The 22,684-nt window shown below is 51.2% G+C and carries 23 protein-coding genes; 15 read left to right on the top strand and 8 right to left on the bottom strand.

Annotation, left to right across the window (positions count from 1 at the left end; genetic code table 11):
• Positions 1 to 8: 8 nt before the first annotated feature.
• The 5 genes from R2K28_RS05370 (at position 9) to secF (ending at position 4,785) form a co-directional block, all read left to right on the top strand.
• Positions 9 to 236, top strand: coding sequence for a DUF4266 domain-containing protein (locus R2K28_RS05370; protein WP_316368342.1), 228 nt, complete (start codon positions 9 to 11; stop codon positions 234 to 236).
• On the top strand, positions 223 to 1,422 hold the full coding sequence (locus tag R2K28_RS05375) for a DUF3570 domain-containing protein (protein ID WP_316368343.1): 1,200 nt from the start codon (positions 223 to 225) through the stop codon (positions 1,420 to 1,422). Before R2K28_RS05370 ends, R2K28_RS05375 begins: the two co-directional genes overlap by 14 nt.
• Before the next feature lie 183 nt (positions 1,423 to 1,605).
• Entirely contained in the window at positions 1,606 to 1,938 is a 333-nt protein-coding gene (gene yajC / locus R2K28_RS05380; RefSeq protein WP_116476028.1) for a preprotein translocase subunit YajC, read from the top strand.
• Between the two features lie 52 nt (positions 1,939 to 1,990).
• A complete protein-coding gene (gene secD, locus R2K28_RS05385) occupies positions 1,991 to 3,844 on the top strand; it encodes a protein translocase subunit SecD (protein ID WP_316368344.1) in 1,854 nt (617 codons plus the stop codon).
• Positions 3,845 to 3,855: 11 nt separating this feature from the next.
• On the top strand, positions 3,856 to 4,785 hold the full coding sequence (gene secF / locus R2K28_RS05390; RefSeq protein WP_316368345.1) for a protein translocase subunit SecF: 930 nt from the start codon (positions 3,856 to 3,858) through the stop codon (positions 4,783 to 4,785).
• A gap of 25 nt (positions 4,786 to 4,810) precedes the next feature.
• On the opposite strand, the gene R2K28_RS05395 is transcribed toward secF, so the two are convergent.
• Entirely contained in the window at positions 4,811 to 5,005 is a 195-nt protein-coding gene (locus R2K28_RS05395) for a hypothetical protein (protein ID WP_316368346.1), read from the bottom strand.
• A gap of 152 nt (positions 5,006 to 5,157) precedes the next feature.
• Positions 5,158 to 5,955 carry an inositol-1-monophosphatase gene (suhB, locus tag R2K28_RS05400; protein ID WP_116446537.1) on the bottom strand — a complete coding sequence of 266 codons (798 nt, stop codon included), beginning with the start codon at positions 5,953 to 5,955 and terminating at the stop codon, positions 5,158 to 5,160.
• Between the two features lie 307 nt (positions 5,956 to 6,262).
• Here suhB and R2K28_RS05405 point away from each other — a divergent pair, with 307 nt between their 5' ends.
• The 10 genes from R2K28_RS05405 (at position 6,263) to iscX (ending at position 13,583) form a co-directional block, all read left to right on the top strand.
• Entirely contained in the window at positions 6,263 to 6,988 is a 726-nt protein-coding gene (locus R2K28_RS05405) for an RNA methyltransferase (RefSeq protein ID WP_316368347.1), read from the top strand.
• A gap of 76 nt (positions 6,989 to 7,064) precedes the next feature.
• Positions 7,065 to 7,943 (top strand): serine O-acetyltransferase, encoded by an 879-nt coding sequence (gene cysE, locus R2K28_RS05410; RefSeq protein ID WP_316368348.1) that lies wholly within the window; start codon positions 7,065 to 7,067, stop codon positions 7,941 to 7,943.
• A gap of 75 nt (positions 7,944 to 8,018) precedes the next feature.
• Complete coding sequence (gene iscR / locus R2K28_RS05415) at positions 8,019 to 8,519, top strand: Fe-S cluster assembly transcriptional regulator IscR (RefSeq protein WP_116446534.1); 501 nt, start codon at positions 8,019 to 8,021, stop codon at positions 8,517 to 8,519.
• Positions 8,520 to 8,543: 24 nt separating this feature from the next.
• On the top strand, positions 8,544 to 9,758 hold the full coding sequence (locus R2K28_RS05420) for an IscS subfamily cysteine desulfurase (RefSeq protein WP_316368349.1): 1,215 nt from the start codon (positions 8,544 to 8,546) through the stop codon (positions 9,756 to 9,758).
• Between the two features lie 32 nt (positions 9,759 to 9,790).
• Positions 9,791 to 10,171, top strand: a complete 381-nt coding sequence (gene iscU, locus R2K28_RS05425) for a Fe-S cluster assembly scaffold IscU (RefSeq protein WP_116446532.1) — start codon at positions 9,791 to 9,793, stop codon at positions 10,169 to 10,171.
• 25 nt (positions 10,172 to 10,196) lie between these two features.
• Entirely contained in the window at positions 10,197 to 10,520 is a 324-nt protein-coding gene (iscA, locus tag R2K28_RS05430; RefSeq protein WP_116446531.1) for an iron-sulfur cluster assembly protein IscA, read from the top strand.
• A 101-nt stretch (positions 10,521 to 10,621) separates the two neighbouring features.
• Positions 10,622 to 11,125 (top strand): Fe-S protein assembly co-chaperone HscB, encoded by a 504-nt coding sequence (gene hscB, locus R2K28_RS05435; RefSeq protein WP_316368350.1) that lies wholly within the window; start codon positions 10,622 to 10,624, stop codon positions 11,123 to 11,125.
• 23 nt (positions 11,126 to 11,148) lie between these two features.
• On the top strand, positions 11,149 to 13,020 hold the full coding sequence (hscA, locus tag R2K28_RS05440) for a Fe-S protein assembly chaperone HscA (protein WP_316368351.1): 1,872 nt from the start codon (positions 11,149 to 11,151) through the stop codon (positions 13,018 to 13,020).
• A gap of 8 nt (positions 13,021 to 13,028) precedes the next feature.
• Positions 13,029 to 13,367, top strand: a complete 339-nt coding sequence (fdx, locus tag R2K28_RS05445) for an ISC system 2Fe-2S type ferredoxin (protein WP_116446528.1) — start codon at positions 13,029 to 13,031, stop codon at positions 13,365 to 13,367.
• A 21-nt stretch (positions 13,368 to 13,388) separates the two neighbouring features.
• Entirely contained in the window at positions 13,389 to 13,583 is a 195-nt protein-coding gene (iscX, locus tag R2K28_RS05450) for a Fe-S cluster assembly protein IscX (RefSeq protein WP_442871431.1), read from the top strand.
• A 100-nt stretch (positions 13,584 to 13,683) separates the two neighbouring features.
• Here the strand turns inward: iscX and R2K28_RS05455 are convergent, their stop codons facing one another.
• The 6 genes from R2K28_RS05455 to R2K28_RS05480 form a co-directional block, all read right to left on the bottom strand.
• Complete coding sequence (locus tag R2K28_RS05455; protein ID WP_316368352.1) at positions 13,684 to 14,895, bottom strand: PEP-CTERM sorting domain-containing protein; 1,212 nt, start codon at positions 14,893 to 14,895, stop codon at positions 13,684 to 13,686.
• Between the two features lie 242 nt (positions 14,896 to 15,137).
• Positions 15,138 to 17,204: an ATP-binding protein gene (locus tag R2K28_RS05460; protein ID WP_316368353.1), complete on the bottom strand. Its 2,067-nt coding sequence runs from the start codon at positions 17,202 to 17,204 to the stop codon at positions 15,138 to 15,140.
• A 90-nt stretch (positions 17,205 to 17,294) separates the two neighbouring features.
• Positions 17,295 to 17,987, bottom strand: a complete 693-nt coding sequence (gene pdsR, locus R2K28_RS05465; RefSeq protein ID WP_316368354.1) for a proteobacterial dedicated sortase system response regulator — start codon at positions 17,985 to 17,987, stop codon at positions 17,295 to 17,297.
• 53 nt (positions 17,988 to 18,040) lie between these two features.
• Positions 18,041 to 20,698 carry a bifunctional diguanylate cyclase/phosphodiesterase gene (locus R2K28_RS05470; protein WP_316368355.1) on the bottom strand — a complete coding sequence of 886 codons (2,658 nt, stop codon included), beginning with the start codon at positions 20,696 to 20,698 and terminating at the stop codon, positions 18,041 to 18,043.
• Positions 20,699 to 20,968: 270 nt separating this feature from the next.
• The gene (locus tag R2K28_RS05475) at positions 20,969 to 22,063 is read right to left on the bottom strand and encodes a porin (protein ID WP_316368356.1); all 1,095 of its coding nucleotides are present in this window, start codon (positions 22,061 to 22,063) and stop codon (positions 20,969 to 20,971) included.
• A 79-nt stretch (positions 22,064 to 22,142) separates the two neighbouring features.
• Positions 22,143 to 22,565, bottom strand: a complete 423-nt coding sequence (locus R2K28_RS05480) for a substrate-binding domain-containing protein (protein ID WP_116446521.1) — start codon at positions 22,563 to 22,565, stop codon at positions 22,143 to 22,145.
• Between the last annotated feature and the right edge of the window lie 119 nt (positions 22,566 to 22,684).

Consider the following 22,684-nt stretch of genomic DNA (forward strand, 5'->3'; position numbering starts at 1 on the left):
TGAAAACGATGCAAAATAGAATCTGCCGGTTGCTGTGCTTGCTGTCCGTTCTCGCCATCACGGGATGCAGTATAGAGCCCTGGGTGCAACCCTATGAACGGGCTCATCTGGCCGACCCGATCATGAGCTTTGATCGTGACCCTGTCGCGAGCACCTATCGGCACCATGTCTATCAGACCCGTGAGGCGGCACGCGGTGCCGAGGGTGGCGGTGGAGGGGGATGTGGCTGTAACTAGTCTCACTACCATGCGCGGTCCTGCTTCTACTGTTCCATGGCTGATACCCGGGCAGGGCTATATCGCCCTGGTGATGGCGATACTGCTATTGATGAGCAGTGTGACGTTACAGGCCACGGTTCTCCCTGAAGATCGGGCGGATGTCATGTATCACCGTTACGATGGCGGCGGAGTCGAAGTGGATGGGCCGTCGATCCTGGTACGTAAATCCTTTTCCGGGAATATCTCCCTGAATGCCAACTACTATATCGACTCCATCTCAAGCGCATCGGTGGATGTGATCAGTATGGCGTCGCCCTATACGGAGGAACGCACTGAAACCAGCCTGGCGATGGACTATCTGCACAATAAGACCTTGATGAGTCTGGCGGTAACCCGCAGTGACGAGAGTGACTACCAGGCTGAGACCAGTAGCGTTTCCGTCAGCCATGATATGTTTGGTGATCTGACAACCGTGTCTCTCGGATATGCGGTGGGTAACGACGATATCAGCCGTAATGGAGACAGTGACTTCGGTGAATCCCTGAAGCGCCAGAACTACCGCATCGGTGTCAGCCAGATATTGACCAAGGAGAGTATTCTCGATATCAACTGGGAGACAATCACCGACGAGGGATATCTGAACAATCCCTATCGTTCCTACCGCTTTCTCGATCCCCTGAGTGAGAATGGCTATGGTTTTCAGGCCGAGCGCTATCCAAGTACACGAACCAGTAACGCCCTGGCCTTGCGACTGAAATATTATCTTCCCTATCGTGCCGCCCTCAGCGGTGAATACCGCTATTTCAACGACACCTGGGGTATCAGTGCCAACAACCTGGAGTTTGCCTATACCCACCCCCTGGAGAAGGACTGGGTGATCGATGTGCGTTACCGTTACTACACCCAGAACGCGGCCGATTTCTACAGCGATCTCTTCTCACGCCAGAATGAGCAGAATTTTCTGGCCCGGGACAAAGAGTTGAGCACTTTCCAGAGCCACACTGTCGGATTCACGGTGAGTTATGATTTTCATCCCCAGAAGTGGCAGTTTATCGATAACGGCAGCCTCAATCTCTCCCTCGACCTGATCCGCTTCAATTATGACGATTTCCGTGATATCACCGGGGGCGGTGTTGCCGGTGAGGAACCCTTCTACTCATTTACCGCGAATGTGATCAAGGCCTACCTTTCGGTCTGGTATTGACTGGATAGGGAGTAGGGTGGGGTCCTGCCCCACCAGTGCGTAGATGATAGGCCGGAATCAAACCGGAAGTTCACATAAGCCTGCTTATTTTCCCCTTCTGTGTCATAATCGGCCGCTGATTTTAACTGCGGGCAGGATCTGCCTGTCGGACACTGTTTTGGCCCGAATGAGAGGATAGTTGAAATGAGTTTTTTTATATCTGACGCCTTGGCGGAGGCACCTGCCGCTACGGAGCAGGCGAGTGCCATTACCGGACTGCTGCCTTTGGTGATTTTTGGCGCGGTACTTTATTTCTTGATGATTCGTCCCCAGGTAAAGCGCCAGAAGGAGCATAAAAAGATGGTCGAGGCCCTGGCCAAGGGGGATGAAGTCGTCACTACCGGCGGCATGGCGGGTAAAATATCCGATCTTGGGGAGAACTTTCTCCTGCTAGAGATATCAGATGGAACCGCGGTAAAGATACGCAGGCAGGCCGTTGACTCGGTATTGCCCAAGGGATCCCTTAAAGAGCTTTAGCCGATAGTGTGTGAATCCACTTCTCTCTTAGTACTAACATTTTGAAACTACGATGAACCAATACCCACTTTGGAAGAACCTGATGGTTTTGATCTTGGTCCTGATCGGCGGGTTGTTCGCCCTGCCGAACATATTCGATCAGGACCCATCCATGGAGATCTCCGCGCAACGTGATGCCACTATCGACCAGACGACAGAGTCACGAGTACAGAAGGCGCTGGGTAAGGTGGGTATCGAGGCTAAGGGCGTGGCGCAGAATAATGGCAAGCTTCTGGTGCGATTCAAGAATTCAGAGGATCAGCTGAAGGCGATGGATCAGATTGCCGCGGAACTGGGCGAGAACTATACACCAGCATTGACCCTCTCTCCCGATCTACCCGACTGGCTGGTCGGCTTGGGGGCCGAGCCGATGTATCTCGGACTCGACCTCAGAGGCGGTATTCATGTCCTCATCGATGTGGATATGGAGGCAGCGATTGAGCAGGCGGCTGAGCGCTACAGCAGCGATATCAGAACCCTGTTGCGGGAGAACAAGCTGCGCTATATCCGTATCAGCCGGGAAAACGACCAGGTATTGGTTAAGTTCAATAATGTGGAAAAGCGAGATCAGGCATCTGACCTGATCGGTAATGAGTTTCGCTCCCTGAATCTCGAAAGTTTTGATGAGGCGGACGCCTTTCTGATTCGCGTATCCCTCTCCCCGGTGGAGAAGCAGGAGGTACAGAAGTTCGCCCTGCAGCAAAATATCACCACCCTACGTAATCGCGTCAATGCGTTAGGCATTGCCGAACCCTTGATTCAGCAACAGGGTATAAGACGGATCGTGGTGCAGCTTCCCGGTGCCCAGGATCCGGCAAAACTGAAAGAGATACTGGGTGCCACCGCAACCCTGGAGTATCGCCTTGCCGACACCGAGCACAGCGTGGAGGATGCGGTGAACGGACGTATACCGCCAGGCTCCAATCTCTATCGCGAACGTGACGGGCAACCGGTGTTATTGAAAAAACGGGTGATTGTCACGGGTAACCAGATTGTCGACGCCTCATCCGGCTTGGATCAACAGACCGGTCAACCGGCCGTGTTTGTCAGTCTTGACGGGGTGGGCGCGAAGCGCATGCGGCGCATGACCAATGAGAACGTGGGCCAACCCATGGCGGTGGTGTTCATCGAAAATCGTGTCACCACCCGGATGGTGGACGGTGAGCCGGTGAAGGTGAAGAGGCGGGTTGAAGAGGTGATTTCAATCGCCACTATCAGGGAACCCTTCGGCAGGCGCTTTCAAACCACAGGGCTGGATACCACCGAGGAGGCCAGGGACCTGGCGTTGCTGCTTCGGGCAGGCGCTCTGGCCGCACCCATAGAGATCGTCGAAGAGCGGACAATCGGCCCCAGCCTGGGCCAGGACAGTATCGATCAGGGCTTCAAATCGGTGATGATCGGGCTGACCCTGGTGATGATATTCATGGCTATCTACTATCGGGTTTTCGGTCTGGTTGCGGATCTGGCGCTGGTCATGAATCTGGTCCTCATCGTCGCGATTCTCTCCATGCTGCAGGCCACCCTGACCCTCCCCGGCATCGCCGGTATCGTCCTTACCGTAGGTATGGCGGTGGATGCGAATGTCTTGATATTCCAAAGGATCCGCGAGGAGATTGCGAATGGCAACTCCCCCCAGGCGAGCATACAAGCCGGTTATGAGAAGGCCTTCTCCACCATCATCGATGCCAACATCACCACCCTGATCGCGGCAGTGGTGCTGTTCAGTTTCGGTACCGGGCCGATCAAGGGCTTTGCAGTCACACTGGCAATCGGTATCTGTACCTCCATGTTCACTGCCATCATCGGCACCCGTGCGGTGATCAATCTGATTTACGGTCGTAAACGTGTGAAAGCGCTGGCGATCTAAGGAATCCTGTTATGCAGATCTTGAATAAACGTTACGATTTGATGGGTAAGCGCAACATCGCGCTGATCCTGTCCGGGATACTTATGTTGATCGCCCTGGGCGCCATCATTGTGCGCGGACTCAACTTGGGTATCGACTTCACTGGCGGTACCCTGGTCGAGGTCGGCTATCCGCAGGCGGTTGAACTCCCGGTTGTGCGCGAGGCGCTGACCAAGGATGGTTTCGGTGATGCGGTGATTCAACACTTCGGTACCTCGAAGGATGTGTTGATCAGGCTCGCGCCCCGCGACGATATTGAGAGTGCAGTGGTGAGTGACCGTGCCTTCAGCGCCATGCAGGGGATTGATCCGGGTGCCGACCTGCGCAGGGTTGAGTTTGTCGGTCCTCAGGTGGGGGATGAGCTGACTGAGGATGGCGGTTTGGCCATGCTGTACGCCCTGATCGGCATCTTGATCTATGTGGGATTGCGATTTGAGTACCGATTTGCGGTTGGTTCTGTGATCGCCCTGGTACATGATGTTCTGATTACCATCGGTTTCTTTGCACTGTTTCAGGTGGAGTTCGACCTCCCGGTGCTGGCTGCCGTGTTAGCGGTTATCGGCTATTCACTCAACGATACTATCGTCGTATTCGACCGTATTCGGGAGAACTTCAGAAAGATCCGCAAGGGTGATGCGGTGGAAATTATCAATACCTCAGTCAATCAAACCCTGTCCCGAACCTTGATAACGTCCGGCACCACATTGTTGGTTCTGCTTGCACTGTTTCTGTTCGGTGGTGAGATCATCCATGGCTTCGCACTGGCGTTGATAGTGGGTGTGGTGATCGGTACCTACTCCTCGATCTATGTGGCGAGTAGCTCTGTGATCTTCATGGGGGTCAGTCGTGCAGACCTGATGCCGGTGCAGAAAGAGGATGGCGCCCAGGAGGAGACGCCCTGAGAGGCTGACTCCGTTTCAGAGGAGACTAGTTCTTTTTTGCTCGCAGTGCGTTTTTCAAGCTGCCTGAGGACAGGCCCTGCTCTTCCGTGGAGGCCAAAGCAGGTGCGGCATCCGATTGCATTTCCAGTGAAAATTCCTGTAGACCGTTCAACACATCACGCATGATCAATTCCAGGGCATGGTCACTCAATTTTTTTCTCTTTCTTGGGTCATTATCCATGATCACCTTTCCACGGGAGTAGCAATTCAAAATCTTGTAAAGACACTGTTTTTTCAGTGTATTCACCCAAACTAACGGTTGTGAATAGGTATTCTTGAGGTGCTATTGCGTGGTTATGATGAATCTGTGAACCGGATTCTGGAGGATGGGAATTAAGCGGTCAGTTTGCTGTCGAGATGGGGCAGAATGCATTTCAGCATGGCATTGTGGACCTTGATATTCCCGGCGATGACATTGCCGGTTTCGAGATAGCGTTCACCGCCACCGATGTCCGTGACCAGTCCCCCCGCTTCTCTCACCAGGAGTGCGCCCGCGGCAAAGTCCCATTCACGCAGACCGAGCTCCCAGAAACCGTCCATCCGGCCGGCGGCCACATAGGCGAAGTCGAGGGCGGCAGAACCGGGACGGCGCACCCCCGCACTCTCCTTGATCAGCCCCTTGAGCATCCCCATATAATTTTCCGTGAATCTGAAATCACGGTAGGGAAGGCCGGTACCCAGCAGGGCGCCGTAGAGGCCTTTGCGACCGGATACCCGAATCTTTTTATCATTCAGCTGCGCGCCTTCACCACGGCAGGCAGTATACATCTCTTCGCTGACCGGGTCGTAGACAACGCCAACCTCCAGGCGACCCTTGACCCTGAGTGCAATGGAGACTGCGAATTGGGGGAAGCCATGCAGAAAGTTGGTGGTCCCATCCAATGGATCGATGATCCAGATATGGTCGTCACTACCTTGTTTGCCGCTCTCTTCCGCCAGAATGGCGTGATTTGGATATTTTTCACGCAGCAGGTTGATAATCACTGCTTCTGCATTGCGGTCGACTTCGCTGACAAAGTCGTTGTTGCCTTTATCGCTGATGGTGAGTCGATCGATCCGGTTGAAGTTTCGAGTGATGATACGCCCGGCTTCACGGGCGGCGCGTACGGCAATGGTGAGCATAGGGTTCATGGGCCGCGAGGATACAGCAAGTGGCGATCGGGATAAACTGTTTCATATTGGTGTTGCCGCAAATCGATGCAAATAGTTCTTTGTCCGCAAATGATCGGGAAAAACACAAATATAGGGGATACTGCAACAGGATCCCCATCTAGCGGGTTTAGCCTAATCCCTGCCGGGATAGGGTGGCTAATCAGCTTGTTTGTTTGAATCTAAGTCATTGTTCGTCTTTATCTTTGATAGTGTACAATTTGCGCCCAATCTTATATCAGTTTAATTCCCGTATGAATTGGGGAAGATTCAGGATCCTATTTCGTCTATGTTGAAAAACATCCGCGTCGTGTTGGTAGACACCAGCCATCCAGGCAATATCGGAGCGACTGCACGTGCCATGAAGAACATGTCGCTACGGCAGCTCCACCTGGTCACACCCCAGCACTATCCTCATCAGGAGGCCACATCCCGCGCCTCGGGGGCCGATGATCTGCTGAATGATGCGCGAGTGGCGGAATCCCTCGATGAAGCATTGACCGATTGTCGCCTTGTGGTGGGTACCAGCGCCCGTACCCGCAGCGTAGACTGGCCTGTTGTCTCACCCAGGGAGGCGGCAGCCAAACTGGTGCAGGAAGCAAAACAGGGGGATGTTGCCTTGGTATTTGGACGGGAGCGGTCGGGTCTCACCAATGATGAACTGGATCGATGCACTTTTCTTGTACACATACCGACGAATGAGGAGTACAGCTCACTCAATCTCGGGGCTGCGGTTCAGATCCTGGCCTATGAGATCTATCTGGCCCACCACCAGACACACGCGGATGATGTGGATAGCAAGAGGGACCTGGCGACCGCTGACATGCTGCAGGGCTTTCACGAGCATCTGGCCCAGGCCCTCGACGACATAGGTTTTACCGATCCGCGCCAATCCCAGAAGCTGTTGCGCCGGCTCCGCAGCCTATTTCAGCGGGCCAGACCGGATAAGGATGAGATCAACATCATGCGGGGGATCCTCAGCGCCATGCAGGGGCGCAAGTCGATGCGGCGCTGATCGGCGGCGGCAATTTCCAGGACGGGCAAGAATACCCTAGTAATTTGTGCGGGATTGTGGATAATCTCCTATCCGCATGCCAACATTAGAGATGTGGCACAGGTTTTTTCACTCAAATGTAGGTAGGCAGTTGGAAACAGGTGAAGAGAAAGTCTCTCGATGGAAAGAGGATATCCAAAGCGTTTTTGATAGGGATCCTGCTGCGCGCAATACCTTTGAGATCGTTACTACCTACCCCGGTGTGCATGCGGTGGTCTTTCACCGGCTCTCCCATGCCTTGTGGGGCATAGGATTAAAGTGGTTCGCCCGGGTGATCTCCAATATCGCCAGATTGTTCACTGGAATCGAGATCCACCCTGGTGCGGTCATCGGCAGGCGCTTTTTCATTGATCATGGCATGGGCGTGGTCATCGGAGAGACCGCCATAATCGGTGATGATTGCACCCTCTATCACGGTGTCACTCTGGGTGGCACGAGCTGGGAAAAAGGTAAACGCCACCCCACCCTGGAAAATAATGTGGTTGTCGGCGCGGGAGCAAAGGTACTCGGGCCGATAGTCGTTGGTGAAGGGGCCAGAATTGGTTCCAACTCGGTCGTGGTGAAAGATGTACCTGCCGGTTCCACCGTAGTGGGTGTTCCGGGGAAGTTGATTACCGCCAGAAAGCCGGAGCGGGATGGTCACCGGGAGAAGATCGCGAAAAAGATCGGTTTCGATGCCTACGGGGCCACCAAGGATGCCGCAGATCCAGTGGCCCACGCCATCAACTGCATGCTCGACCATATTCATGTGATGGACAAGAAAATGGAGTCCATGTGCGAAGCCATGAAAAAGTTTGGTGTGGATGAGGAGGAGTCCGATCTTCCCACATTGGATTCCTGCGAGATTGTTTCGACAGCCGAAGAACTGCAAAAACTGGATGAAGAGGTTCCTGAGAAAGAGAAAACCACCGAATAAACCGGGTGGGATAATCTTGACTATTTTGCTTGGGAATGTATATTAGCGATTGGAAATATTCATGGAGTTCATGAAGTGAAGCTTACCACTAAAGGCCGATACGCTGTGACAGCCATGCTGGATCTATCCATACACTATGGTGAGGGTCCCATAACCCTTGCCGATATCGCTCAGCGTCAGGGAATATCACTCTCCTACCTGGAGCAGTTGTTCTCCCGATTGCGCAAAAAATCATTGGTCGCCAGCGTGCGTGGTCCTGGCGGTGGTTATAGCCTTGGCAGGGGTGCTGATGAGATCTACGTGGGCGAGGTGATCTCTGCAGTGGATGAAAACATCGATACCACCCGCTGTAATGGTGCGCACAATTGTCAAAACAACGAGCGTTGTCTGACCCACGATCTTTGGTCGGATCTCAGCAATCAAATCTATGGCTATCTGAATAAAATCAGTCTGCAGGATCTGATGGACCGTCAGGCAGTCCGAGAGGTGGCGGACCGGCAGGATCACCCCGATGAGGATCAATCGGGGCTGGATATTTCGCTAGTGGATGGTTCAGGTGACATGGCAGGCGCCTGATGGCAATCGATGTCGGAGTATGAGATGAAGTTACCCATCTACATGGACTACTCGGCCACCACGCCGGTGGATCCCCGTGTGGCGGAAATCATGTGCAGCTATCTTACCCCGGATGGTAATTTCGGTAATGCTGCTTCCCGCTCCCATGCCTTTGGCTGGACTGCAGACGATGCGGTAAACAATGCGCGGCGGCAGGTGGCGGATCTGGTGAATGCCGATCCCAAAGAGATTGTCTGGACCTCGGGGGCCACTGAATCCGACAACCTGGCAATTAAGGGCGTGGCGGATTTCTATGCCAAAAAGGGCCGCCATATCATCACCTGTAAAACCGAACACAAGGCGGTACTGGACACCTGCCGGCAGCTCGAACGTCATGACTTTGAGGTGACCTATCTCGATCCGGAACCCAACGGCCTGATTGATCTTGGCAAGCTGGAAGCTGCGTTGCGCGATGACACAGTTCTGGTCTCGATCATGCATGCCAATAACGAGATCGGGGTGATTCAGGACATTCAGTCGATCGGTGAGATGACACGTGAGCGTAAGATTCTGTTGCATGTGGATGCTGCCCAAAGTGCCGGTAAGGTTCCCATCGATCTACAGGCGCTGAAGGTGGACCTGATGTCCTTTTCGGCGCATAAGATTTATGGCCCGAAAGGTATTGGCGCACTCTATGTGAGACGTAAGCCGAGGGTGCGTTTGGAGGCTCAGATGCATGGCGGTGGTCACGAACGTGGTATGCGCTCGGGAACCCTTGCGACCCACCAGATCGTCGGCATGGGTGAGGCGTTCAGGCTCGCTGGCGAGGAGATGGCGACAGAGAACGAAAGAATTCTGGGCCTGCGGAATCGTTTGTGGACGGGTATCAGCGATATGGAAGAGGTCTATCTCAATGGTGATGAGGAGCAGAGGCTGGCCGGTAATCTGAATGTCAGCTTCGCATTCGTTGAGGGTGAGTCCCTGATCATGGCGCTCAAGGACCTGGCGGTATCCTCAGGCTCGGCCTGTACATCCGCCAGTCTGGAACCGAGTTATGTTTTACGCGCCCTGGGTCGCGAGGATGAGCTGGCACACAGTTCCATTCGCTTTACCCTAGGTCGTTTTTCCACCGTGGAAGAGGTGGATTACGCAATCAACAAGATCCAAACCGAAGTGGAACGGTTGCGTGAACTGTCCCCCCTATGGGAGATGTTCAAGGACGGCATCGACCTGAAATCCATTCAATGGGCTGCGCACTAAGCGCGCTCTAGGTCATTCAGAGGTTGTAGATCATGGCATACAGTGACAAGGTTCTTGACCATTATGAGAACCCACGGAATGTGGGTAGCTTCGATAAAGATGACACCAGTGTAGGAACCGGTATGGTAGGGGCTCCTGCCTGTGGTGATGTAATGCGTCTGCAGATTAAGGTCAGCGACGACGGCGTCATAGAAGATGCCCGTTTCAAGACCTACGGATGTGGTTCTGCGATCGCATCCAGCAGTCTGCTGACCGAATGGGTCAAGGGTAAAACCCTGGAACAGGCCCAGGAGATAAAGAATTCGGATATTGCAGAAGAGCTGGCCTTGCCGCCGGTGAAAGTGCACTGTTCTGTGTTGGCGGAGGATGCCATCAAAGCGGCAATCAAAGATTTTTCTGACAAAAAGAGCTAAAGATCGATCTACTAGAGTAGTAAGTATGGGTATTACGATTACAGAAGCGGCAGCCACCAGAGTTCAGGCCTTTCTCGCCAATCGGGGTAAAGGGCTGGGCATTCGACTGAGTGTGCGTACCTCGGGCTGTTCCGGCATGGCCTATGAGATGGAGTTCGTGGATGAAGTTAAGGATGACGATCAGGTTTTTGAAGACCGGGGTGTTCAGGTTGTGATCGACCCCAAGAGCCTCGTCTATCTGGACGGTACGGAAGTCGACTATGCCCGCGAAGGTCTCAACGAGGGATTTAAGTTCAGTAACCCAAACGCCAAGAGCGAGTGCGGGTGTGGCGAAAGTTTTAACGTCTGATGATGAATTGCAAAGGGGTGTAAAGCGGCTGCCTTAAGGCAGCCGTTTTTTTCGATATGCTGGATTATTCGAAAAACTACTTTGATCTTTTTGGTTTGCCAATGAGCTATATAGTCGATGGCAACGCTCTTTCTGAACGCTATCGGGAGTTACAAAGGGTGGTCCATCCTGACCGCTTTGCCAACGCAACCGAACAGGAGCGCAGGATCTCAGTACAGAGTGCCGCACTCGTCAATGAGGCGTTTGAAACACTTAAGGATCCGATAGCCCGGGCCAGTTATCTGCTATTGCTACACGGTATCGAGATGGATACTCTGAATGAATCCACTCAGGATATGACCTTCCTGATGCAGCAGATGGAGTTGAGGGAGGAACTGGAGGATATCCGAGGTCAGGCCGATCCCTACCAGGCAATTGCCAATCTGCGTGGGCGGATCAACAAACAGATCAACGGTCTGGTGGCTCAGTTGGCTGTCTACTTTGAGACGCCAACTGAAGACCAGCTGCAAGGCGCTCGTGAGATCCTACGAAAAATGCGTTTTTTACAGAAGCTGCACACCGAGGCTGAGAGTGTTGAAGCCGATTTGGAAGATGAGTTGAATTGACTTGTCAGATGGATAAAAGATAGATGGCACTGTTACAGATAACAGAACCGGGCCAAGCACAGGCACCCCATCAACATCGATTGGCGGCAGGAATCGACCTGGGCACCACCAATTCCCTGGTGGCCACTGTTCGCAGTGGCGATGCCAATACCTTGCCGGATAATGAGGGGCGGCATCTGTTGCCATCCGTGGTGAGGTATCAAAAGGACTCCATACAGGTGGGCTATGCTGCGAAACAGGCCGAGACGGACGACCCGCTGAATACGATCTCGTCTGCCAAAAGGCTGATCGGACGCGGGGTGGATGAGATCAAGACCCTGGGGAGCAGGCTTCCCTATCGTTTCATACAGGAGCATACGAGCGTACCACGTATCGAAACTGTGGCGGGGCAGGTCAGCCCGGTTGAGGTGTCGGCGGAGATACTCAAGGTGTTGGCGAAACGGGCTGAAGCTACCCTTGGTGGCGAACTGAGTGGGGTGGTGATCACCGTACCTGCTTATTTCGATGAGGCCCAGCGCCAGGCGACTAAAGATGCCGCAAAAATAGCTGGAATACATGTATTGCGTCTGCTGAATGAGCCCACGGCGGCTGCAGTGGCCTATGGCCTGGACAAAGGTGCGGAAGGTGTTCATGCCATCTATGACCTGGGTGGTGGTACCTTTGATATCTCCATCCTGAGATTGAACAAGGGCGTCTTCGAAGTTATGGCAACCGGTGGTGATTCAGCACTTGGCGGCGACGATTTCGATCGGGTTATTGCCGAGTGGATCATGCAGCAGGCGGGGATTGATCATGATGCCGATCATGCCCAGATGAAGCGCCTGATGTTGGCCGGCTGCACAGCCAAGGAGGTGCTCACTGATGCCGAAGAGGCCCAGGTAACTGTTGAACTGGACAGTGGCGAGCATTGGCAGGGAAAACTTCATAGATCGAAGTTCAATGAACTGATCGATCCACTGATCAAAAAGACCCTGATGGCTTGTCGCAGGGCGATGCGGGATGCTGGGATTGACGCGGCTGAGGTGCAAGAGGTGGTGATGGTAGGTGGATCGACCCGGGTGCCCAGGGTGCGTGAAAGTGTAGGTGAGCTATTCGCTACTCAACCCCTGGTGGAGATCGATCCCGACCGGGTGGTCGCTGTTGGTGCCGCGATTCAGGCCGATATTCTGGCCGGCAACAAGCCGGATGATGAGATGCTGCTGCTGGATGTCATCCCGCTCTCTCTCGGTATAGAGACCATGGGTGGTTTGACTGAGAAGTTGATCGGCCGAAATACCACCATACCGGTGGCAAGGGCCCAGGAGTTCACCACCTTCAAGGATGGCCAGACCGCGATGGCGATCCATGTTGTGCAGGGGGAGCGGGAGTTGGTCACCGATTGCCGTTCACTGGCTCGCTTTGAATTGCGCGGTATACCGCCAATGGTGGCTGGCGCGGCACGGATTCGTGTTACATTTGCTGTCGATGCGGATGGCCTGTTGAACGTCAGCGCAGTGGAACAGAGCAGTGCAGTGCAGGCCAGTATAGAGGTCAAGCCATCATACGGATTGACCGACAGTGAGATCGAAACCATGCTGCGTGACTCGATCGAACATGCTGGTGAAGATAAGCAGCTGCGAAGTCTTCGTGAGCAGCAGGTTGAGGCGGATAGGACGATTGAGGCATTGGAGGCGGCCTTGGCCGAGGATGGCGACCGGCTACTCAACTCTGATGAACGCCAACAGGTGGAACAGGCACTTGGGGCATTGAAATCGGTGGCACGAGCGGATCAACAAAAGGTTATCAAAGAGGCCATGGAGCAGCTCGAAAGTGCCTGTGGATTTTATGTAGAACGACGCATGAATCAGAGTATTCAACAGGCCATGTCAGGGCACAAGGTCGATGAATTCGAATAGGTGGTAGTATGACGCGTATTATATTTTTACCCCATGAAGAGATCTGCCCGGAAGGCATGGTCATAGACGCGGAACCGGGTACCACCATTTGCGATGCAGCACTGCAGAACGGCATCGAGATAGAGCATGCCTGTGAGAAGTCCTGCGCCTGTACCACTTGCCATGTGATCATTCGCGAGGGATTCGATTCCCTGGATGAGGCGGAAGAGACGGAGGAAGATATGCTGGATAAGGCCTGGGGACTCGAACCGGAATCCCGTCTCAGTTGTCAGGCGGTGGTCGGTGATGAAGATATGGTGATCGAGATACCCAAATACACCATCAATATGGTGGCGGAAAATCATTGAGCAGAGGAGGGAGTCATGGGTTTGAAGTGGACCGATAGTCTGGATATCGCCATAGAGCTGGATGAGAAGCACCCTGATATTGATCCGAGCTATCTGAATTTCGTCGATCTACGCGACTGGGTTATCGCCCTGGATGATTTTGATGACGATCCTCACCATTCGGGTGAAAAGATACTTGAAGCCATTCAGGCAGCATGGATCGAAGAGCGTGAATGAGTGCGAATCCCTTCGGCAGCGCGCTTATGTGGGACCTGCAGTCAACGCCCGTCTGATTCAAGCTTAGAGCGCTGTTCCTGTCGTTTGAGTTTGAAGAGTCTTAAACCCTGTTACGCTTGATGAGCCCCATTCCGGTGACCCCTATCATTAAGAGCAGCAGGGTTCCAGGTTCCGGGACGTTGAAGTTTTCCCGGTTGATGAGATTCAATGTACCCTGTGGTGCAAATTCGTTGTAAGCCAGCGTTACAGATGTCTCAATCCAACTGCCATCTAAAAGATACCCCGTCAGAAGGTCGTTGTTGAGTTCCAGATCCCAGCCGTAGACATCAACAACTGCATTATTAAATATGCCAAAGCCGTTGCCGCTGTTGTTGTATCCAAACAGCCCGCCGGTTATATCGAAATGACCAAAACCGGTGAGATGCAATAACCATCCATCATCAATCAGTCCGGCGCCTGCATCGAAGTAACCCCCTGATATGGTCGAATTGGTATTGCCGCTGTCATGGCTATAGCGAGTGGTTATTGCATTACCACCATACATGCCCCCGTCACCACCAAGAAGGCCGCCGCCTGATATATCGAGATTTAGCCCCTGTTGAGAAGTGACAGCGTCCCCTCCTGTTACGCCGCTTCCTCCAATGATTGTGCCGCCTGATATAGTGCCGGAAATAGTGCCGAAAGTTGTAACGCCATGACCACCAAGATTGATGCCGTTCCCTCCTTGGATGGTACCACCGGATATATCCAAACCAACGACTTCGATCCAACCGTCGATCCCGTTGCCACCAGATTGTCCACCCTCTCCACCAATAACCTCGCCGCCCTGTATAGAGGCGATTTGTGCGCCGGATGATGTGTTATCTATGCCATTGCCACCATTCGTAGCGTTGTCTGCGCCGATGAGTCGGGCATTGTCAGCAACCTCTACCCGTCTCGCACCGGAAACGGCACCTTGGCCATGACCGCTTGCCCTTTCACCCTGGCCAAGGATCTGTGTATTGTCATTGGCTATGACAGCATCTTCCTCGTTACTCCATGCCTGATAGTCGATACCTCCAATTACAGAGGCATTCCCGGTTAGCGTGATTGTCGATGCGCCCCCGGAACTGCTGTAGATTGCAGTTTGGGTTGCTGGGGTGATAATGGCACCCCCTTGGGTGATATGAAGATCGGAACCATTCTCTAAACGTACGTCTTCAAAAATTGAACTGTTGATTAGGTGGGTATTGCTATCGCTAAAAATAACTGTTGCGTGGGTTTGGGCTGATAGTGATCCAAGAAATGCAATAGCAAGCCATTTGAGTTTCATCCGAACTGCTCCTTAAATACGTTCAGACTGGAGTCTGATCCGTTCAATACCATTGTAATGTTTTTGTGGAAAAATCATTTAATTCATACAATATTTATGCCACAGCTCAGTAACAATTTAATATCAGTGGTTTAGAATAATTGATGAAATCAGTTGGTTTTTTTTGTGTAAGATTATCCGACAGTTTCTCACCTGATCTCTCGTTTTACAGACCGCGGCCGGTAACTAGTCACTGGTGAAGGCTAGGTTGTATACGGAAGGACAAGGGTAAAACAAACACCATTAGATTCATTTCTAATCCGCACCTCTCCAAGATGGAATTCGGCTATCAGACGAACCAAATAGAGTCCAATACCGAGGTGTATTTGGTTGTCGTCGTCTTTCCTTCTCGATTTCATGCTGTGAAATAGCATTGGAATATCATTTTCAGGTATCTGTGGGCCTTGATTCCTGACCCCGATCTTGAGCAGCTTGCTGTGCTTCGCATCCATTGAAATTGTTATCGGGGTGTTCGGTTGGTGAAAGTCGACAGCATTACTGATCAGTTTGTCCAGGGCTTGGTTGATGAGGTCGGGAGAGATATGGATCCAAACCGATTTGGCCTCCAGGCGACATTCGAAATCGACATGCGGATAGGTAATGGCGTAACCGTCACACAAGGACTTGCAAAATGCAGCGGCATCGACATTTTCTTTCTCACTGTTCTGTAGTGATTGTTCAAGCCGAGTGGCCTCGCGAATGCGCGTGAGAATTAAATTGAGTCTTCTTGTGCCATCGAGTGCTCTTCTGATATAGGTTGATTGCTGCTTGGAATCGCTATCTACCAGGATGTTCTCCAATGAGGTCTGTACCATTGTCAATGGTGTACGGAATTCATGCGTGAGTCTCGAGGCCATGGACTCAAGATAACCGGTATATTCGATAGAACGTTTCAGTACCGCACCGAAGCTCCGATCAAGTTCTCCCAATTCGTCTTTATCCTTCCCCGCCTGCACCTCTTCGATGATTCTGCCGTCAGGGCTGACCACCCGGTTATATTTAATACTGAGCTGAGTGATGCGACGGGTCAGTGACGAGGCGAACAGGAGTAGTGTGCCTCCTGTAATGATGAACAGCATCAGACTTATGAGGAAAAGTCGTTCAAGGGCACTTTGTTGTAACAGTAGTATCTCTTGTGTACTCTGCTCAACAACCACTGAACCTACTATGTTATCTTCAATCTTAATCGGCTGAGCTGCTGATATAATCATTCTCTTGGAATCGGTTATTCTATATCGATAGATCGCTCCTTTGCCCGAGAGTGATCGACGAACTTCAGGCCCGTCCAATTGTCCCATGTCATTCCTGGCGTCTCTCCCTGCCTCCTCTGGTGAAGGTGTTAATAGTGATATGAAACGACTTAGCAGGGTGTGGTTCGGTTTAACGAAGGGTTGGATCGACCCGTGCCGCCCTATAACCTGACGCTGCCTGTTTAGAATCGTATATCGATGTCTTTGCTCATCGAGACCATATAAAAGTCTGTCAACCTGCATATTGGGCATGACGAGTCGAGATAGAGTGCGATTACTGTTCCAGCCTGAAGTTGAGGCAATTCCTACCGGTTTCGCTTGCAACATGTCGATATCGACTGCTGCCAGGGAGAGTTGTCCGGCAGTCAGTGAGCGGGGTATTTGCAGTTCTACCCGGTAACCATGCGCAGTCTCTTGCCACTCCCCCTGAATAGCTGTCTGTTGACGATTGCTTTCATGCTCGACCACATTTATCCAACCTGGTGCAGGGGTGCCGAGTCGATATTTTCTGCTTTTACCGGATGGGCCAGGGAGAGCCAATATTAAATGATCTCCATCACTCAAGATGCGTTCAGATTGTGGATAGACCAGGATCTGATCCTCGACCTCGATCAATAGATAGATAGAGTCCCCGTGAAATCCTGCAAGCCAATCGAGTGTGATTGCATCGGGATCTGTTGCATTGGCCTTGAATTGGCGGGATTGAGGTTTCAGTTTGAGCCACTCTTCAGCATAGCCATCGATATCTGGGGGGCTGGTAAGTGGGTGGACATACAGGGTTGGGTTTTGAGTTGTCTCATCAGCAGTCGGAACATCCAATGAGCTGATGTTCGTGGCAAGCATATTGGCTACTATATCAGCCCTATTAAGCAGTAGGGTCTCCTGCGCCTGACGCAGCGATGCCTCCATCTCTGATAGATATTGATAGCCTGCCCAAGGAATCAGAATCAGGCTGAATGACGCAAGTAACAGTTTAAAACGCAGTGTCTGGGTGAAATGCAGTTTCGTCTTATCAGGCATTAGGCTACTGTTTTCATGTCACGATTGGCCAGGCTATATTTCTTTTACGGTGGTTTCCAATTCGTTATTGGCAATGATCGGGTGCTGGTGTTAAAGCGTCCAGCGGTAACCAGCGCCATAGACCGATTCAATATGGCTGAATTCGCCGTCTAGTTGTAGGAATTTCTTCCGCATACGTTTGATGTGGGTAGTGATACTGGCGCTATCCACATAGATATGTGCCTCCTCCATTAGTTGGTCCCGGCTTCTAACATGACCTGGGTGACGGACCAGGGCATACAGCATCCAGAACTCGGTGACAGTGAGGTTGACCGGGCTCTGTTTCCAGTGGGTCGTGAGCCGGTCAAGGTCAAGCTGAAGATCCCCCCTAATCAGTTGCGATTCATTCGGTTGGTCCTGTTGCATGGCATCGACACGGCGAAACAGTGCGCCTATTCGTGCTATCAGGTGGGGCAGGCTGATCTCTTTTGTGAGATAGTCATCGGCACCTAGTCGCAAGCCCGAGACGCTGTCAAAGTCACTGTCCCTGGCGGTCAGAAATATGATTGGCAGGGTGTTGGAACGATTACGTAGTTCACGGCATAGCTCGAAGCCGCCATCAATATCATCGACCAGGCCGATATCGAGAATTACCAAGTCTGGCAGGCGTTTGTTGAAGGCTGTAAGTGCTTGCTGCCGTGTGGCATAGCCAGTTGCCGAATAACCCTGCCGGTTCAGGTAGTCGATATAGTTGTCCCGAATCACCCTTTCATCTTCAATGATGGCAATCTGTTTTCTGGCCACGTTGATCAATCAACCTCTAGATTAAGTTCTCGATAAGGGAATTACCAACGTTACTAGATTATAACGGATGAGGGTAGTGTGCTGGCGATCGGAATATCCGGGGATGGCCTGCCGACGTAGTATCCCTGTGCATAGGCAACTCCCAGCGTTGGGAGCAGATTGAGTGTGGATTCATCCTCAACGAATTCAGCGACTGTGGTTTTACCCAGTGCGGTTGCCATTTCAGTCAAGGCCTTGACGAAGACCCGGTCTTTGGTGTTGGTGGTCAGATTCTTTATGAAAGAGCCGTCAATCTTGACGATATCCAGTGGGAGCTCCCTGAGATAGTAAAAGGATGAGAAACCGACGCCAAAGTCATCCAGGGCAAACTGGCAGCCCAGGGCCTTAAGTTCGGTCATCAGGTCGATCGCTGCATTGACGTCCGCCAGGGCTGCGGTCTCTGTCAGTTCGAACACCAATCGCTCCGGATTGATGCCGCTTGTATTAAGGAGGTGTTTAAGTTGCGAGAGCAGGTCCGGGTCATCGATTACACGCCCTGAGAGATTGATCGAAAGTGTAAGGTCATGATTATCCTTATTCAAGCTGGAAAGACGATGAATCGCTGTGCGCAATACAAAGTGGTTGATCTTGTGTATCAACCCTGTACGCTCAGCGACGGGTATAAATTCACCCGGCAGGGCCAGAGTGCCGTCGCGTTCGATCATCCTGATCAATACTTCATAATGCGAGATAGTGCCAGTGGTTATCTCCATGATGGGTTGGAAGAATAGTACAAAGTTATTATCCGCCAAGGCTTGTTCGATCTTGTCTTTCCAGGTCACTCGGGCATTCATCTCTTCACGGGCAAGTTCCTGGCTGGAGAAAATATGCCATTGATCTCTACCGGACTCTTTTGCCTGGTACATTGCCAGGTCGGCGTTTGACAGCAATTGCTCGGAATTGGTGCCGTGATCAGGATAGATAACAATACCGATACTTGCCGATATACGATGACTATGACCTTTCAAAGGTATTGTGATCTGTTTGAGTTCGGATGCCAGCTTGTCAGCGAATGTTGTTGCGTCCGAAATATCCGTTTCCGGGATTACAATGGCAAATTCATCTCCACCCAAGCGCGCGAGCAGGTCGGTGGAGCTGGTGACTTCCCGCAGTTTCTTGGCAACGATTTGCAATAGGGCATCACCGGCCTGGTGGCTACTTGTATCATTTATGTATTTAAATTGGTCGAGATCGAAAAAGAGTAAAGCCGTTTGGTGGTGATAGCGCTCTGAAAGGGTTAATATTTTATCAAATTCGACTTGGAAATTGCGGCGATTGTAGAGTTCTGTTAGTGGATCATGGTTGGCCATCCAGGCAAGACGCTGCTCGGCGACTTCCCGGTCGGTGATGTCGAGGCCCACTGAGAGCACAACAGGTTCATCAGAGTCATGTATGCCCGCCAGTGGAGAGTGGACCCAGGAGATGGTTTTCTTTTGCCCGTCCGCAGACAGGGAGTTAGCGTCGTGTTGATATGAGTTGATCATGCCATCACGCAGGCGTAACATCACATGCTTCATCTCTTTAATATCTTCAACGTTCATAAAAAGATCACAGAAATGACGGGTGCCTCGCTCGTAATTTCTAATGCCAATAAACTCTCCGCCTTCGGTATTGATGGTGAGTATGGCGCCGTTGCAATCCTGGGTAAGGATGATTGCCTGTGCGCTGTCCATGATGGTATTGAGAAAATCACGTTCGATGGCTAACTCTTCACCACGCTTGACCAGGCTATCTGTGTTAGTTTTGATTTCGGTATGGAGTCTTTCCAAGGTGTATGTCAGGTGAATGGCAGATTCACTGGCTACGTCAATTTCATCCCGGTACCAATCAAAATGATTTGTGGATAGTTTGTGTCTTACTTCATGGAATGCATTCTTTGCCAGTAATGGCAGGCTGTGAGAGATCATTATCAGCCGTTTCATAGGCTGCCAAAGAAATAGTGCCAATAGCAGTTCGGAAACCAAAAAGCCAATTATGCCGATAATGACAGACTGCATAGTAGCTTGTTGGATCTGGTGGACAACCGGGGTTACATTGCTGGCTATAATAAAATCCGCTGAGAATACTGATATGTCACTATTCACAGGGATTAAACTTAAAGCATAATGTGATCCGTCTTTAACAGTTGTGTATCTACCTTTTCGCAGTCTGTTGATTTTGATTTCGCTGGATAGAGACTGTAACAGTGGTATTAGTCGATCTAAATTACTCGAGGCTGCAATGTAGCGTTGCCACTCTGTCAGATAACGATTTCTGCCTGCGAGAGCCTCAGAATTTTTAGGATGGTTTATAATTGCGACGTCAGCTTTTGCAAGTTCATTGAATTCAATAATTACATCTGCTAGTGATTGGCCAACCAATAAGACTCCTGCATGTCTGCCCTCGTCCAATAAGGGTACCGCGACATATTGGCTGCATCGAATATTGCAATGCAGGGTGTTGAAAGGTATTTCAAGGCGATTGACTGATTTAACCAATTCCAAGAAAGAGCCATCAAGCGTGCCTGTGTGCCAGTTGAATAATAATTTGTTGTCACTACTGAAAAAGGCTGCCTCTTCAAGGCCCCAGTCTATTTCGAGCGTTGCTTGGCTGTGTTGGAAAAACCTTTGCAGTTTTTCTGTCAAGGTTGAATTTTCAGAGGTTGTTACAGCTTCTGACAGTGCAGGAATCATGAGCGCTATCTGCTCCAATCGGTAGAAGCTGGTTTCAAGAAGGGATTTGACCTGTCTGTGATGTTGGCCGAGTATCTGTCCTTGATAGGTATCGAATAGTTTGCGTTGTTGAAGATATCCCATGCCTGTAAAGCCGGCATTGATAATAAACAAAACCAGGCTGAGCAGGAGTACAACCTTCCATTTGAGACTAAGGAAGTGTCGCTTGTTTGACTGGCGATTTCCGTCATCCTGTTGAAGTTTGTCGTTGCTCGAGTTCATTATGACTGGTTAGAAGCTGTAGGAGACAAGCAGGGAAAATAAGTTCCAATTCCGTTCTGTGCTATTAGGGTTGTTGTTTTCAAGATTGGATAGGAAGATAGTGCCCTCAACTTGGCTGAATTCTGCGCGCAGCATCAGCTGTTCGGTAGGTTCCCAGAGCACACCCAGCGTCCAAAGTTCACTGAAGAAGGTATGTGCGGGTAGGCCAAGGTTAGTGCTGGATTTTTCACCATTTTTATCATCCTTGTCATAGTGGCTCTCTTCATAGCGGGTGAATAGTTCCCAATCCGCATCAAGCCGATAGTTTCCTTGAATATAATAACCATCCACGGTTGTATCTGCCACATCCATCAGGCCGCTGAAACCCTCATAATCAATTGGCTGATACATATATTCCAGGGTTAGGCTCCAAGGGCCTGTATTATATTGTGATGATAACACCCAATAGTCGATCTCAATATCTCCAGGTGTGAACAGGTCTGTTTTTGCGTCCAGAGTCAGTGCGGCATTGCTCAAGGCCAGTCTAAAACGACCTCCATCCCACTCATACAACAGTCTGCCTCCAAGGGTGATGCCGTCATTATCCATTTTAGAATTCAGGGCGGGGTTTAGATAGGAGTTCTCTACATTTTCATCGATGGGGGTTTTGCCGGCGATCAATCGTAGCTCAAACAGGTGATCCTCGAACTGAGTTTCTCCGTACAATTGTCCCCCGTCACTGGCGAGGACCATGTTTCGTACCCGGTCCCAGTAGATGGCCTGGGGCATAAAAATGCCTGGACGGGTTGCTGCCACGTCACGGGTGTCGTTATAGAATCCAAAGGTGTTTTTACTCCGACCGAGTATGAAGCCAAAACGGTTGTCTTCATCAGTTTGTAGGGTGTAATCGATATGTGCGTAATCCAGATCGAGGGAACCGTCATACATTTCGCCGGCACGACGGGAGAGTACCTGTGCAGCGACCATAAACTGGGGTGTTAAACGATAGGATGCATTGATGCCCAATTCGCGGAAATCGAAGCTGCCGTCCTCACTGTCACCGAAAAACTGATTTTCTGTGGTCTTGACATAGGCTTGGGTCAAGAATCCATGTACTTGAAACATACTGTCAAAACCTACCTGATCGGCGGCCGACAATCCTCTGGACAACATGCAGAGTAGTGCGAACAGGCAAACAACCAGGCTAGTTCTCAATACTGATGGTTCGTACATACTCATTAAAACGCCCTTCTGATAGATAACCAATCGCGCCAGGAGTGTTTGCTACCCGTTCCTGCATCTCATGCTCGGACTCCACTCTGATCGGTGCCTGACCCATACCGGAATAGATCTGCCGGTTCCAGGCGCGCCTCAGTTGATGTGGAAACAGGCCGAGTAGCTGTTTGGTGAAGCGTCTGTGTAGGTCACTCTTGTCACCCAGAACAAAGACATGGATCGGTTTCCCGTCCGGCCACTGTGTCTTCCGCATACTGAATATGGAACGCAAGGTATGGCGTGAGAGTTTTTCTTGGGTGACATCTGGATTGATGACGAGGTCAACTGACTGTGCCGCTTCGCAGAAACACAACAAAAATCCGAATATAAATGCGAAGTAGGCAGTTTTCATTCTTGATTACTGGTGATTCCTTGCCTTATACCTACGGCTTGGCGGCATCCATAAATAATAACTTTAGTCCAAATTACAATTGTCTATCAGCAATTTTGTACCGCGAATCATAATACTAC

The sequence above is a fragment of the Candidatus Thiodiazotropha sp. CDECU1 genome, assembly GCF_963455295.1.
Lineage (GTDB): Bacteria > Pseudomonadota > Gammaproteobacteria > Chromatiales > Chromatiaceae > Thiodiazotropha.

Excerpts from the sequence above, each read along its gene's own strand:
- hscB (WP_316368350.1), top strand. The coding sequence starts at position 10,622 with ATGAGCTATATAGTCGATGGCAACGCTCTTTCTGAACGCTATCGGGAG.
- R2K28_RS05395 (WP_316368346.1), bottom strand. The coding sequence starts at position 5,005 with ATGGATAATGACCCAAGAAAGAGAAAAAAATTGAGTGACCATGCCCTG.
- iscU (WP_116446532.1), top strand. The coding sequence starts at position 9,791 with ATGGCATACAGTGACAAGGTTCTTGACCATTATGAGAACCCACGGAAT.
- hscA (WP_316368351.1), top strand. The coding sequence starts at position 11,149 with ATGGCACTGTTACAGATAACAGAACCGGGCCAAGCACAGGCACCCCAT.
- fdx (WP_116446528.1), top strand. The coding sequence starts at position 13,029 with ATGACGCGTATTATATTTTTACCCCATGAAGAGATCTGCCCGGAAGGC.
- R2K28_RS05455 (WP_316368352.1), bottom strand. The coding sequence starts at position 14,895 with ATGAAACTCAAATGGCTTGCTATTGCATTTCTTGGATCACTATCAGCC.
- R2K28_RS05420 (WP_316368349.1), top strand. The coding sequence starts at position 8,544 with ATGAAGTTACCCATCTACATGGACTACTCGGCCACCACGCCGGTGGAT.
- R2K28_RS05370 (WP_316368342.1), top strand. The coding sequence starts at position 9 with ATGCAAAATAGAATCTGCCGGTTGCTGTGCTTGCTGTCCGTTCTCGCC.
- R2K28_RS05470 (WP_316368355.1), bottom strand. The coding sequence starts at position 20,698 with ATGATTCCTGCACTGTCAGAAGCTGTAACAACCTCTGAAAATTCAACC.
- R2K28_RS05405 (WP_316368347.1), top strand. The coding sequence starts at position 6,263 with ATGTTGAAAAACATCCGCGTCGTGTTGGTAGACACCAGCCATCCAGGC.
- yajC (WP_116476028.1), top strand. The coding sequence starts at position 1,606 with ATGAGTTTTTTTATATCTGACGCCTTGGCGGAGGCACCTGCCGCTACG.
- secD (WP_316368344.1), top strand. The coding sequence starts at position 1,991 with ATGAACCAATACCCACTTTGGAAGAACCTGATGGTTTTGATCTTGGTC.
- R2K28_RS05475 (WP_316368356.1), bottom strand. The coding sequence starts at position 22,063 with ATGTTTCAAGTACATGGATTCTTGACCCAAGCCTATGTCAAGACCACA.
- R2K28_RS05460 (WP_316368353.1), bottom strand. The coding sequence starts at position 17,204 with ATGCCTGATAAGACGAAACTGCATTTCACCCAGACACTGCGTTTTAAA.
- suhB (WP_116446537.1), bottom strand. The coding sequence starts at position 5,955 with ATGAACCCTATGCTCACCATTGCCGTACGCGCCGCCCGTGAAGCCGGG.
- iscA (WP_116446531.1), top strand. The coding sequence starts at position 10,197 with ATGGGTATTACGATTACAGAAGCGGCAGCCACCAGAGTTCAGGCCTTT.
- cysE (WP_316368348.1), top strand. The coding sequence starts at position 7,065 with ATGCCAACATTAGAGATGTGGCACAGGTTTTTTCACTCAAATGTAGGT.
- R2K28_RS05480 (WP_116446521.1), bottom strand. The coding sequence starts at position 22,565 with ATGAAAACTGCCTACTTCGCATTTATATTCGGATTTTTGTTGTGTTTC.
- secF (WP_316368345.1), top strand. The coding sequence starts at position 3,856 with ATGCAGATCTTGAATAAACGTTACGATTTGATGGGTAAGCGCAACATC.